At 59.7% G+C, this 13,684-nt stretch carries 9 protein-coding genes; 2 read left to right on the forward strand and 7 right to left on the reverse strand.

All coding sequences use genetic code 11. The features are described from left to right. Positions 1 to 65: 65 nt before the first annotated feature. The 4 genes from CD175_RS13225 to CD175_RS13240 all read right to left on the reverse strand — a co-directional run bounded on the left by CD175_RS13225 (position 66) and on the right by CD175_RS13240 (position 6,944). Entirely contained in the window at positions 66 to 5,258 is a 5,193-nt protein-coding gene (locus CD175_RS13225) for a Tc toxin subunit A (protein ID WP_104449240.1), read from the reverse strand. A 146-nt stretch (positions 5,259 to 5,404) separates the two neighbouring features. After that, positions 5,405 to 5,734, reverse strand: coding sequence for a hypothetical protein (locus CD175_RS13230; RefSeq protein WP_104449241.1), 330 nt, complete (start codon positions 5,732 to 5,734; stop codon positions 5,405 to 5,407). A gap of 232 nt (positions 5,735 to 5,966) precedes the next feature. Continuing rightward, the gene (locus tag CD175_RS13235) at positions 5,967 to 6,326 is read right to left on the reverse strand and encodes a PilZ domain-containing protein (RefSeq protein WP_104449242.1); all 360 of its coding nucleotides are present in this window, start codon (positions 6,324 to 6,326) and stop codon (positions 5,967 to 5,969) included. A gap of 234 nt (positions 6,327 to 6,560) precedes the next feature. Then, positions 6,561 to 6,944 (reverse strand): tetratricopeptide repeat protein, encoded by a 384-nt coding sequence (locus CD175_RS13240; RefSeq protein WP_102698401.1) that lies wholly within the window; start codon positions 6,942 to 6,944, stop codon positions 6,561 to 6,563. A 168-nt stretch (positions 6,945 to 7,112) separates the two neighbouring features. Here CD175_RS13240 and pyk point away from each other — a divergent pair, with 168 nt between their 5' ends. Then, on the forward strand, positions 7,113 to 8,564 hold the full coding sequence (pyk, locus tag CD175_RS13245; RefSeq protein WP_007978464.1) for a pyruvate kinase: 1,452 nt from the start codon (positions 7,113 to 7,115) through the stop codon (positions 8,562 to 8,564). A gap of 207 nt (positions 8,565 to 8,771) precedes the next feature. Here pyk and CD175_RS13250 read toward each other — a convergent pair whose 3' ends face one another. From CD175_RS13250 to CD175_RS13260, 3 genes are read right to left on the reverse strand one after another with little or no spacing between them, the layout of a single operon-like run. Then, the gene (locus tag CD175_RS13250) at positions 8,772 to 9,521 is read right to left on the reverse strand and encodes an enoyl-CoA hydratase-related protein (protein WP_104449243.1); all 750 of its coding nucleotides are present in this window, start codon (positions 9,519 to 9,521) and stop codon (positions 8,772 to 8,774) included. Between the two features lie 29 nt (positions 9,522 to 9,550). After that, the gene (locus tag CD175_RS13255) at positions 9,551 to 10,486 is read right to left on the reverse strand and encodes an iron-sulfur-binding ferredoxin reductase (protein ID WP_104449244.1); all 936 of its coding nucleotides are present in this window, start codon (positions 10,484 to 10,486) and stop codon (positions 9,551 to 9,553) included. Continuing rightward, the gene (locus CD175_RS13260; RefSeq protein WP_104449245.1) at positions 10,479 to 11,585 is read right to left on the reverse strand and encodes a GGDEF domain-containing protein; all 1,107 of its coding nucleotides are present in this window, start codon (positions 11,583 to 11,585) and stop codon (positions 10,479 to 10,481) included. Before CD175_RS13260 ends, CD175_RS13255 begins: the two co-directional genes overlap by 8 nt. Positions 11,586 to 11,994: 409 nt before the next feature. Between CD175_RS13260 and CD175_RS13265 the strand changes: the two genes are divergently transcribed. Next, the gene (locus tag CD175_RS13265) at positions 11,995 to 13,518 is read left to right on the forward strand and encodes a fumarate hydratase (protein WP_104449246.1); all 1,524 of its coding nucleotides are present in this window, start codon (positions 11,995 to 11,997) and stop codon (positions 13,516 to 13,518) included. The last annotated feature ends 166 nt before the right edge of the window (positions 13,519 to 13,684 follow it).

The following is a 13,684-nucleotide window of genomic DNA, read 5'->3' on the forward strand; positions in this document are numbered from 1 at the left end:
TTGCAAGACAGCACTGCTGTACCAGCCCGAACTTGTTTTTGTAGTTGACCACCCAAAGCAATGGGTTACTTTTCGGGCGTTTTGGGATGAAGAGTTGGGTCAGCGACCACCTCAATGGGATAGTTGTCGCTGCCGTATCCTGATGGCTTATCCCCGTCAAACAAACGGGCGGTGAGACGATAGGTGTCCGGTGTGACTATCTCCTCGGCCTCAACCACCCACCAACCGTCAGGCTGAACCGTACTGGTACCGTAAACCGTTCCGAGGCCAGCTTTCTGCACCTCGATCCTGGTCCCTGGTCGACCAAATCCACTAATCAGCGGTTTCGGACCAACCGGAGCACCCATCGGCGGTAACTGGATTTGAGGGGGCGCAAACAACGAGACATCCACGGTCACAGATACATCCGGCGCCCAGCACACCGCTCCATCCACAGCTAATTGCTTGATTGACAAGACACATGCACCTGCCGCTTGCGCCTGCGGTAGCTGAACACTCCATCGCCCTTGAGCATCGACCCGGGTTTGCGCCCGATAGGGCAAGTGCTTACCGATGAAAACCTGAATGGTCCCCGCAGGTGCACCCGTCCCGCCGACCACCATCTGTTGCTCGACTGTTGCGTCGGGCAAAGGGTGCTGCAGAGCAGGTGCCTCGGAATCCAAATACCCCTTCAACACCAACGACTGGTCAACCCTGTTGCACAACCAGGTCAATTCGAATTCGCCGCTGCGCAGGTTCGCGCAATCGATGGTCCAGCTCATGGTGTCGCCGACCACCTCGGTGTAGGCCCCGGTCAAGGGGGCGAATGTCATCCCCATCGCCTTGGCGGAGAACGCGCCGCTCCAGCCCAACGCGGCCCGTGCGCCTGTGAGATCGAGGTTGGTTACTGGCGTGAGCTCAAGCCGGTACTTGTGTCCGCGGAAGAAGGTCAGCGCCCCGTTCGGCTCAATCGTTTCCTCGACAGGGGTGCCGGTGATGTCGATCAGCTTGATGCTCCACTTCAGGGGTTCGACCACTTCAAGATTGAACGTCTTTGAACCGCTGACACCGGTTGCCGTTACGGTGTATTCGCCGGACTTGTCGGCAAGGAAAGGAAAGGTCGAACGGCCTTTGGCATCAGTAATCACGGGTACGCCAGGCAGATCACCCTCTGGGCCATACACCTGCCAGGAAATCGGATACCGCGCAATCGGCCGGGCATCGTTGTTGGCGGTCTCCCGGACCTCGACCCACAGCAGGCTTGGCCGGTCAGATCCTGCCACCGGCAACAGATAATCAGCCGCTCTCCCGTGAATCACCGCACCGGCGGCCACATCGAGATCCAGCGTCATGCTGCCACCAGCGACAGTGGCCTTGAATACAACCGGACCTTCGGCAATCGTGGCGACTTCGCACCTTGCTTCGCCATTCTCGTTGGTTTCGCTGGAAGGAAGCGCTGCCTCGCCCTGAAGCCAGTTGACCGGCACCTTCGCGAGCGGACGACCATCCAGGCCGACGACCTTGCAACGCAGCAGCAGGGGAAGCCCCGCCACAGCGGGTGAAACCGCCTCCAACACACTGATGCGTGGCCGATCGACGAACTTCATTCCTTTAATCGTGAGCACGTCCTTGTCCGCATATTGCGCGGTCACTTCGATGTTGTTTTCCGCTGAGCGGCTACGCAGCCGGGTGCGGGCAATACCGTCCTTATTGGTGTAAGACACCACCGGATCCAGGTGTCCGGCCGTACACCCCCAGCGGATGGGACGGTCGGCGGCAAAATTGTCGAAGCTGTCAACCAGCCTGACTTGCAATTCCAGGTATTCGAGGTCACCGGCCAGTTTGTCGTCAAACGGAGGTCTGCTGGTACTACTGTTCAGGTACTTGATCGACTCTTCGTGACAGTCGATCAAGATCGGCTCCGCATATACCCGCTGCCCCAAACCATAACGAGCGATCACAGTGGCCAGGCCCATCCAGCTACCGGCCTTGAAACGCACACTGGCGCGCCCTTCGTGGTCAGTGATCGACTCCAGATCCTGCAGGCCGCTGCGCGCGCATTCCCAGGTCACGGTGATGTTGGACAATGGCTCGTTCTGAAAATCCCGCAACGTGACCTCGACCCTGGAATACTCGCCCGGCGCGTTGCAGATCAGTTGTTGGTCGGAGACGGTCATGCTGCCCGCCACACTTTGCCCGACTTCGCCGAACTCCAGCGCCTTGCTCTGGATTGCCGACTCGGAAAGGCATTGCAGGGCATGCTCAGCTGCCTGACGACAACTGACGACATCACTTTCCGGACTGAGTGCTCCCAATGTCAGAATGGCATTGGCATCCAGGCCGGTCTTTACCGCAAAGCCCCGTGCGCGAATAACGAAATCGAGCTGGGACAATTCGCGAATCAAGGGTTTCTCGGGAGCCAGGTAGTTTGCGCACTCCAGGACTTCCTTGATCCCCCATTTAAGTGCCTGCGCCAATGAATTCGCGGCAGCGTCGCGAATCATCCGCAGGTCTTCCGGAGTCAGTTGAGCCGGAAGGTCATTCACCAGTTTCAGGTACGCCAGCAGCTTCTCGGCCGGCTCCTCGGTGTGCACGACAGCCCGACCGTAAATAGTCAGCAGGTAGAACGAGTTGAGGGTCAGTTCTTCGATTTGCCGCAGCCCAAACCAGCGCCAGTGCTCCTGGGTGGTAAGGGTAGTCAACATCGCCGAGCTCAACGATAGCTTTTTCACTACTGCAGTGCGCCGGACCAAGTGAGCCAACACTTTCAGAATGTCGTCACCGAGTTCAATGGTCGGTTGGGCCATCGTCCCGGCGCCCAACACTCGCATGGTTTCGTTGAGCAACAGGTAGGCCCCGCCCGACTCGACCCAGCGCAAAACCACCAGGGTAAGGTCCTGCGCAATGTTCAGATAAACCGACAGGCTTTCCTGCACCACCGCGCTCTGCGCCGCTCGAGTTTGCAGGAGTATGGCCAGAATCGTGGCCTTGACCCGTTCGACCTGGGTGACATCAATTTTCGCCAGCTCGACGGCACCTTCAATTTCACCCTTGGCGAAGTTTTCGTAGGCCTCTTCATCGTCGGCATGGCCGCTGAGTACCAATCCCTTCTCGTCCACCAATTGATCCAGTAGCGTCAGCCAGTCGCTGCCGACGGCGAGCGGCGGAACCCCCGCCCCCAGCAGCGCCTCCTCTCTCAACCGGGTCGGTTCCAGCCGCTTGCGCAGTTCCTGCAACAATGCCAGCTCTGCTTCCGAGGCCACGACCGGAACCACAACCGGTGCCACGTGTTGCACCAGCCAGATCACCTCCAGGTCGTTATCGCGGCACCATTGGATACAGGAATGCACCGCATGCAGCACATTCAACACGTCGGCCTTGGGAATAGTCCGGTAATTGCTAATACGCGGCGCGCCCAGCAGTTCACGCAACCAATCACTGCCACTAGGGCTCATGGTCTCCAGCAGGGCCGCCAGTTCGATAGACGTGATACCGCAGAACGAGGCCAGCCGCACCAGCCGGTACAGGCTCGAAAGAATCGGCAAACTGCGCGTCAGTTCGCTGCGCAGGCCATAGCATTCCGCGACGACCCGGGCAAGATAACGCCAGGTTTCCAGGTTAATACCCAAGCCACTGCAAATCTGGTCGACCGTGCGCCGGTCGATCTCGGTTTGTGGGTGAATGGCAAAAGCACCACCATCGAGTTGAAGTGGTATTTCGAACAACGACTGGGCGTTGAACACACGATCAAACTGGGACTTTTTCTCGCCCCGGCCAAACGCGCTCATTTCGTCGATCAGCGCTGAAAAATCTTCCGCCGTACAGTTGTAGTGGCGGCGAAACTCCTGAAATAGACCAATGGCCCTCAGGGTGTTGCCGCTGATTTTGTAGGAATGAGTAACAGATAACTCTTCGGGCTCATCTCCAACCGGGGCGCGTTGTTCGGCGCGTATGGCCGCAATCACCAGGCGATCGCATTCGTCGTAGGGCAAATCGATGCGCCGTGCCAGACGAAGCATCCGGTTGATCAGGTCGAATCGGCGTTTGGTCGCGTTAGCGAGGGTTCTCTCTATCTCGTCTGTCCCGGATTCGGTGATCCCGATCGCAGGTTGATTACCATCGGCATTGATGAATACCGAGCCAAACATTGCCGGCGTCGGCGCAGCAAGTTTTGACTTTGTCAGGTTAGGAGATACCGTGGGCGCGTAGCGCTCTATCGACAGCAGGCTGGCCAGACTGTCTGCGTCGATCGAGGTGTGGGTGCAGAACTTCACCACATCCTGCAATTCTTCGTAGGTCGCACCGAAGTTTTTCTGGAAGAACTGCTCATTGGTGGTTTCCGGGTCGGCATCAATACGGCCCGTGCGAGGATCTATTCGCGGGTTTGATTCAGCGCTCTGCGATACAGCATTAAATGTGAAGCGGTCCTCCAGCAATATCGCCTGCATCGCCGGCCCAAGTCCGCTGGCCTGGCGCATCGCGATATCCGAACGGTTTCCGTGAGCACCTGGATTCTTGAAATAAGGAGAATCCGGGTCCGCAATACGTACAACGTCGCCCAGGGACAAATCGTTTTGTTTGAGCACGTAGTCCCACTGTTCCTGGTACCACTCGAACGGCAGCGTGGTCATGGGGTAACGGGTGTTGAGCAGTCGATCATCCACCACGTCATTTTCCAGTCCCGTGGCAGCGGCATGATTTTCGATGATGCGGTCGAGCACCTCATTGACCAGCACCACGGTCGGAGAAATGCGATAGGCCATTTCCGGGTTGATCACGCGCGTGGCCAGGTCAGGGCGCCGCTCCTCCAACAATATTTTTTGACCGCCGCTTGCTTCACGCTCTTCCAGCTGAAGGGCCTTTTGGTACAGCTCAACGAAATAGGCAGCAGGCGAATCATTGGCATCCAGGCTGCCCACCGGCGTGGTATTGCCCCATGCCAACTTGAACAAACGGTGGTAGTCGGGCCCATCGGCCGACGAGCGAATGCCGGTTTCATGCAACGGATTGCGCGGTGTATGGCGGGTCAATCGATGGCAGCGGTACTGCCGCGCAAGGTGCACCAACACGCTGTTGGCTTTATCCAGCAGGATGCTTGCCTCAGCCTCGGAAACCTCAAAGGTATTCATCAACCCCTGTCGGCCCATCTTCACCAGCCGCAGGATAGACCCACCTTCTTCCATGAATAGTTGACCACCGGGCAATGTGTCTGAGCGCTGGGTGCCAAGGGTCAGTTTGAACAGCTGTGAAAGCGGCGAATTGTGGGCGTCCTGATTCATGCTGACTCTCCGGGCAGTCGGTGACGATGTGCTTGAGATAGAGATTTACGCTAGAGCAGCGATATCAACACCTGTGATAAATGACAGTTACGACGAACGGTACACAGTCACACATCATTAAAAGCGCGGAACACCTCGGCAACACCTCAGCGAGTCAGAGGCGGAGTCAGCACATAAAATTCATCGATGAAGACCCAATCCGATTCAGCCTCTCTTGAATCTTCGGACCATTCTGCTCGGGTATCCAATTTATGCGGTCCCGGGCTCATCGCAAGTGAATACGGACTCAAAGGTGCGCCTTTAAGCCCCTGCGGGCCGTGCCAGTAAAAGTCGATTCTGAACCAGTTTGCGGCATAGTGGCCACCCTCGCCGCGGATGATCTCAACGGTGAGAGGCGAGTAATAATGCCCGCCACTCTTGGGGCTCCTGACGATGGGCTTACTGATATCAATCAAGTCGTCTGGACGATTTACCATTTTCAGATCTCCGGGAATGAACGGTCAGTTGTTCACGGAGCTATTGCTACATTACTTTCCGGAGACAAACACCTGTAATAAATGACAGTTCAGATGATTGGCATGCTGATCAGAGACAGGATGGATTGAGAAATTGCTCTCGACATTGACCTGTAGAACAACGACTTGCGGGCAATGACAGCAATGAAATCGCCATCGCCAGCAAGTTGTTTTCCTGCAGATACAAAGAAATTCAGGCCGAAGCCGGCAACGACTGAAAACTGAAGTACTGCTTCAACGCCTCCACCAATTGCCCATACTCCGGCGGTGCCCGTTGCAGGCTGAAACCGGCGTCGTAATATTGGGGGGTCGCGTCTTCGTGGCACCACAGGCAACAGGCCTGCAGGTCGATGATCCGCTGGCCGCCTTCGGTGGCTGGAATTTTCAGGCGCAGGTTGAAGTCCGCGCCGATCATCATCGGCAGCTGGCTGATCAGCATCAGCCCGTCTTCGGAGACATTGCCCAGGTAACCGATGGGTTTGCCGGTGATACCGTTGAACACTTTCAAGAAATACGGCAGTTGATGCCGCTCGATTCGGCGGTCGGTGAACATGTGCGTTTTCGCTATGCAAGGCTCTTAAGCAGAGCCGCACTAATGCTTCGGAACGGGTGCGCATTGAATAGTGGCCCGCTCTCCCCGTTCCCGGTGCGCCAATCCTTACGGCGCTGAGTCCTGCTTATGCCGGTCACAGGTGTTGCCCCGGTTCAGAGACAAGGCTCTAAAACCGGTTCCTTGGACTATAGCTCACCACCGCCGGGGAGCCAGCGAGGGAATGCGCGCCTGCCATCAGAACTGCGTCGGTTTTACCGCCGCGGCACTGCGCAGCGGGTAGTGGCCCAGGCTCTGCAAGGTTTCCAGGCGGGCGCGGGCGCGGTAGGCGTATTCGCTTTGCGGATAGGAGGCAATAATGAACTGGTAGGTCTGGGCCGCGTCGATAAACATCTTCTGCCGCTCCAGGCACTGGCCGCGCATCATCGACACTTCCGGCCACACGTAAGGCCTCGCGCGGCTGTCGCGTTCGACCTTGGACAGTTCGAGCATCACCTGCTCGCAATTGCCCCGGTCATAGGCGCTGTAGGCATTGTTCAAGTGATGGTTCATTGCCCAACGGGTGCAGCCCGTGGCACTGAGGGCGCCGACGGCAAGGGCAGCAATGAGTACGAATCGCATGGGGATCTCCTGTCTTGAACGCTGTATCGACCCGTGGGCGAAAATCTTCAGGCTCGGGTTAAACGTTGTCAGGTTCAATAAAGAAAGCTTTAAGTAGTGCAAACGAACAATGACTACAACTTCGGAGCATAGTAGCCTCACTCAGCGCTTGAACTCAGGAGTCTTTGCATGTCCGTCCGTCGTACCAAAATCGTCGCCACCCTTGGCCCGGCCAGTAACTCGCCGGAAGTTCTCGAACAGCTGATTCTGGCTGGCCTGGACGTCGCCCGCCTGAACTTCTCCCACGGCACCCCCGACGAGCACAAGGCTCGCGCGAAGCTGGTGCGTGACCTCGCTGCCAAGCACGGCCGCTTCGTCGCCCTGCTGGGTGACCTGCAAGGCCCGAAAATCCGTATCGCCAAATTCGCCAACAAGAAGATCGAGCTGAAGATCGGTGATCAATTCACCTTCTCCACCAGCCATCCCCTGACCGAAGGCAACCAGCAAGTGGTCGGCATCGACTACCCGGACCTGGTCAAGGACTGCGGCGTGGGCGACGAGCTGCTGCTCGACGACGGTCGCGTGGTGATGCGCGTCGATACCGCCACGGCCACCGAACTGAACTGCACCGTGACCATCGGCGGCCCGTTGTCCGACCACAAAGGCATCAACCGTCGCGGTGGCGGCCTGACCGCTCCGGCCCTGACTGAAAAAGACAAGGCTGACATCAAGCTCGCTGCGGAAATGGAAGTCGACTACCTCGCGGTGTCCTTCCCGCGTGACGCCGCCGACATGGAATACGCCCGTCAACTGCGCGACGAAGCCGGCGGCACTGCCTGGCTGGTGGCGAAGATCGAACGCGCCGAAGCCGTGGCCGATGACGAAACCCTCGACGGCCTGATCAAGGCCTCCGACGCGGTGATGGTTGCCCGTGGTGACCTGGGTGTGGAAATCGGCGACGCCGAACTGGTGGGCATCCAGAAGAAGATCATTCTGCACGCTCGCCGCCACAACAAGGCGGTGATCGTCGCGACCCAGATGATGGAGTCGATGATCCAGAACCCGATGCCGACCCGCGCCGAAGTGTCCGACGTGGCCAACGCCGTGCTCGACTACACCGACGCCGTGATGCTCTCGGCCGAAAGTGCCGCAGGCCTGTACCCGCTGGAAGCCGTTCAGGCCATGGCGCGTATCTGTGTCGGCGCCGAAAAGCACCCGACCAGCAAGACCTCCAGCCACCGCATCGGCAAGGAGTTCCAGCGCTGCGACGAGAGCATTGCGCTGGCGACCATGTACACCGCCAACCACTTCCCGGGCGTGAAGGCGATCATCGCCCTGACCGAAAGTGGCTACACCCCGCTGATCATGTCGCGTATCCGTTCCTCGGTGCCGATCTACGCGTTCACCCCGCACCGCGAAGCCCAGGCTCGCGCGGCGATGTTCCGTGGCGTGTACACCATCCCGTTCGACCCGGCTTCGCTGGCGCCGAATGAAGTCAGCCAGAAGGCAATCGACGAGCTGGTCAAGCGCGGTGTAGTACAGAAAGGCGACTGGGTCATCCTGACCAAGGGCGACAGCTACCACACCACCGGCGGCACCAACGGCATGAAGATCCTGCACGTTGGCGATCCGATGGTCTGAGTGACTGGTTGCTGAAAAACAAAAGCCCCGCCATGTGAATGGCGGGGCTTTTTGGTTTTTGACTCTGAAAAAATTGTTGTCTTGGCCGGCCTCATCGCGGGCAAGCCCGCTCCCACAGGATTTGTGTTGAACTTCGATTCGTGGACACCTGCAATCCTTGTGGGAGCGGGCTTGCCCGCGATGAGGCCAGTCCAGTCAGCGAAAAACTCAATGCCGCTTAATGAACCCGGTCAACGCCGCCAAGGCTTCCGGCGAACGCAACCGCTGGGTGAACAATGCCCCCTCTTCTTCAATCACCTTACGCAACAGCTCCCGATCCGGCGCTTTCATCAGTTGCTTGCTGATCCGCACCGCTTCCGGCGGCAGCGACTCAAAGCGCAAGGCCATCTCCCGCCCCTTGGCCAGGGCCTCTTCGCCACTGCCCAAGGCTTCATTGGCAATGCCCCAGGCAGCCGCCTGCTCACCGCTGAAACCTTCACCCAGCAGCAACAGCTCCGCCGCTTTAGCCTGCCCGAGCAGGCGCGGCAGGGTCAGGCTGGAACCGAACTCAGGGCACAAGCCGAGATTGACGAACGGCATGCGCAGGCGCGCATCGCGGCTGACGTAGACCAGATCACAATGCAGCAGCATCGTCGTGCCAATGCCCACCGCGGCCCCGGCCACGGCGGCGATCACCGGTTTGCGGCATTCGAGCAGGTTGAGCATGAACTGGAACACCGGGCTGTCGAGGCTGGTCGGCGGTTGCTGGATGAAGTCGGCGATGTCATTGCCGGCGGTGAAGCATTCGGCAGAACCGCTGATCAGTACGGCATTGATCTCGGGGTCGCTGTCGGCCCGTTTCAACGCCTCGGCCAGTTGGCTGTACATGGCGCGGGTCAGGGCGTTTTTCTTGTCCGGGCGATTCAGGCGCAGGGTCAACAGGCCGCGTTCGCGTTCAACTTGGATGGCATCGGTCATGGCAGGTCTCGCGTCTGAAAAGTCAGCGCTCAACCACGGGGCAGGAACACATCGGCCAGCAGTTGATTGCGCGGCAATCCCGCCAGGTACAGGCGCCGGGCAAAGGCATCGACACTGTCGGGGGCTCCGCAGAGTAAGGCCAGGGTTTGCCGGGAAACAAGCCGCAGTTGCGCCAAAGCCGCTGGCAACTCGGCCGGGGTCCAGAGTTCGACACTCAGGTTCGGACGGCTGGCGACCATGGCCTGCAGAGGCTTGGCCAGGTAGTGCTCATCGGCATCATGGGCCAGGTGGATGACACGGATGGCACCCTGGTGATCCTGGCGCAGCGCTTCGCGCAACACACCAAACAACGGCCCCAACCCGGTGCCGGCCGCCAGCAACCACAATGGCCGGACGTGCCAGTCCGGATCGTAATGCAAGGCACCTCCGCGCAATTCACCGAGGCGAATCGGATCGCCGATGCGCATTTGCCGGGCGGTATCGCTGAATTCCCCGGGCTGGCGGCAATCGAGATGAAACTCGAGAAAACGGTCTTCCTGCGGCAGACTGGCGAGGGAATACGGCCGTGCCACATTGCCCGCCCACAACACCAGGTGCTGGCCGGCGCTGTAGCGCAGCGGTCGCTGCGCGATCACCCGCAAGCGCAACACCGTGGTGCTCAGCCAATCGACGGCGGCGACCTCGGCCGGTTGACCATCGACCTGCGGGTCGAAAGCATGCACCTGCAAGTCCTCGACCACCTGGCACTGGCACGCCAGGCGCCAACCCTGTTCTCGCTGCTGCGCACTCAGGGCATCCGGCCGGCTGTCGCTCGGCAGGCCGCGCACACACTGCACCAGGCACGCATGGCAACTGCCGGCGCGGCAACTGTAAGGCACCGGCACGCCGTTCTGATTCAACGCGTCGAGCAGATTGCTGCCCGCCGCTACCGACCAGTGGCGCTCGCCAACCCGCAGTTCAGGCATCGACGTTCTCCCACGCCGCCGCGCATCGGTTGCGGCCGTCACGCTTGGCACGATAGAGCGCCTGATCGGCCCGCTGCAGCGCGTCATCGAGGTCGCAGCCCAGTTCCAGCAGGGTCATGCCGGCGGACAGGCTGAGATTGCGCACATTCAGACCGATCAATTCGACATCGGTGAAGGCGATGCGCAGCCGTTCGCAGCACGAAGTCAGACTGTCGGCATCGCAATCGGGCAGCAGCACCACGAATTCTTCGCCGCCGTAGCGAGCCAGAACATCGCTGTCACGCAGGCACGCCGTGGCAACGCCGGCAAAGGCTTGCAGCACCTGATCGCCGGCGGCATGCCCGTGCAGATCGTTGATGCGCTTGAAATGGTCGAGGTCGATCAGCGCCAGGCCATGCACGACACCGGCTTCCATGGCGTTCAACTCGCGGGAAGCCAGGCGCAGGAAATGCCGGCGATTGAACAGGCCTGTGAGTTCGTCGGTGGCCACCAGGTCTTCGAGCTGGCGCATCATCCCGCGCAAGGTGTCCTGGTGCGCCTGCAGGGCAAAACGCCGCTGACGCATGCGTTGTCGCGAAGCCTGGACGTAGCGAGCATACAACACCAGCCACACCAGCACGATGAACAGCACGCAGACCTGCAACACAGCCATGGCCGGGTCGGGCAACTGGAAGTGGTAACCCTCCCACAGGGTGATCGCGCTAAAGCTGAAGAACACCAGCAATGCGCATCGCACAAAGGACCGGCGTGACAGATGGAACAGGCCGAACAGCAGGATAAGGACGTAAAACACCAGGAACGCACCCCGGGCTTCGTCCAGATGGGCGATCAACCAGGTTTGCCAGCCAAGCCCCAACAACACTTGCGCCTCGGTCAGGCTGGGGTCGGCGAAACGCAGGTTGCAGCCGCTGTAGAACACCGCGAACAGGATGGCCTGGCTGGTCACGACCAGTGCGCTGCCGATGGCGACACTGGCCAGCGGCGCGTCGTAGTGACCAGTAAAAAACGCCAGCCACAGCAACAGCAATGCCAGGGCATAGGTGCCGGCCGCGAGGGCGAAACGTTTGAGTAACAGGCGCTGGATGGCGTTATGGGTCAATCGTTGACTCACCAAATGAAAGGAGACTGACAGAGCGTCCTACTCTACAGACCGTATGTCACTTTAGTGGCGTGGCCGATAAATGACCATTCAATTTTCGGCACACCGAAACCACACCGCTTTCCCCCCTGTAGGAGCTGCCGCAGGCTGCGATCTTTTGATTTTGTTTTTAAGATCAGGATCAAAAGATCGCAGCCTGCGGCAGCTCCTACAGGGGCGGGGTACGACAATGAGACCAAGGTTTGACCACTGGCGCGTGTGCCGCTCAACGAGGCGCGGTATACTGCCGCGCCTTTTTAGCGTCGCGCCAGCATGCCCGGCGTGCCTTGAAAGGTGCTTGCAACCGACCGATGCACCCAAGCTGCAAGCACCTTATTGAATGTTCCCGTCTTTTAGAGGAGCGCGACTCATGACCGTGATCAAGCAAGACGACCTGATTCAGAGCGTTGCCGACGCCCTGCAGTTCATTTCCTACTACCACCCCGTGGATTTCATCCAGGCGATGCACGAAGCCTACCTGCGCGAAGAATCGCCAGCGGCCCGTGACTCGATGGCGCAGATCCTGATCAACTCGCGCATGTGCGCCACTGGCCACCGCCCGATCTGCCAGGACACCGGCATCGTCACCGTGTTTGTCCGTGTCGGCATGGACGTGCGCTGGGATGGCGCCACCATGGGCCTGGACGACATGATCAACGAAGGCGTGCGTCGCGCCTACAACCTGCCGGAAAACGTCCTGCGTGCTTCGATCCTCGCCGACCCGGCGGGTGCTCGCAAGAACACCAAGGACAACACCCCGGCCGTCATCCACTACTCCATCGTTCCGGGTAACACCGTGGAAGTGGACGTGGCGGCCAAGGGCGGCGGTTCCGAGAACAAGTCGAAGATGGCCATGCTCAACCCGTCCGACTCGATCGTCGACTGGGTGCTCAAGACCGTTCCGACCATGGGCGCCGGCTGGTGCCCACCGGGCATGCTCGGCATCGGCATCGGCGGCACCGCCGAGAAAGCCGCCGTCATGGCCAAGGAAGTGTTGATGGAATCCATTGACATTCACGAGCTGAAAGCTCGCGGCCCGCAGAACCGCATCGAAGAAATGCGCCTGGAGCTGTTCGAGAAGGTCAACCAGTTGGGCATCGGCGCCCAGGGCCTCGGTGGCCTGACCACCGTGCTCGACGTGAAGATCATGGACTACCCGACCCACGCTGCGTCCCTGCCGGTGTGCATGATCCCGAACTGCGCCGCCACCCGTCACGCGCACTTCGTGCTCGACGGTTCCGGCCCGGCTTCGCTGGAAGCGCCACCGCTGGACGCCTACCCGGAAATCGTCTGGGAAGCCGGCCCGTCGGCCCGTCGCGTCAACCTCGACACCCTGACCCCGGAAGACGTGCAGAGCTGGAAGCCGGGCGAAACCGTCCTGCTCAACGGCAAGATGCTCACCGGTCGCGACGCTGCGCACAAGCGCATGGTCGAGATGCTGAACAAGGGCGAAACCCTGCCGGTGGACCTCAAAGGTCGCTTCATCTACTACGTCGGCCCGGTCGATCCGGTCGGTGACGAAGTGGTTGGCCCGGCAGGTCCTACCACCGCGACGCGGATGGACAAGTTCACCCGCCAGATCCTCGAGCAGACCGGTTTGCTGGGCATGATCGGCAAATCCGAGCGCGGCCCGACCGCGATCGACGCGATCAAGGACAGCAAGGCCGTGTACCTGATGGCCGTCGGCGGTGCCGCTTACCTGGTCGCCCAGGCGATCAAGAAGTCCAAGGTGCTGGCGTTTGCCGAACTGGGCATGGAAGCGATCTACGAGTTCGAGGTCAAGGACATGCCGGTGACCGTAGCGGTCGACAGCAAGGGCGAGTCCGTACACATCACAGGTCCTGCCATCTGGCAGAAAAAGATCAGTGAAAGCCTGGCGGTGGAAGTGCAGTAAGCACTGGCAGGACACAATAAGAACCGGTCTGCCAGCAATGCCAGACCGGTTTTTTTACGCCTGATGAAAAGTAATCGAAGGCTGAAACCTGCGCACCCTTTGTTCTAAAAAATTCGGGCCGACCTGTCAGATATGACAGGTTACAGCCACCAGTGTCGCTGATAGC

Origin of the sequence: Pseudomonas laurylsulfatiphila, from assembly GCF_002934665.1 — a bacterium.
Classification (GTDB): Bacteria; Pseudomonadota; Gammaproteobacteria; order Pseudomonadales; family Pseudomonadaceae; genus Aquipseudomonas; species Aquipseudomonas laurylsulfatiphila.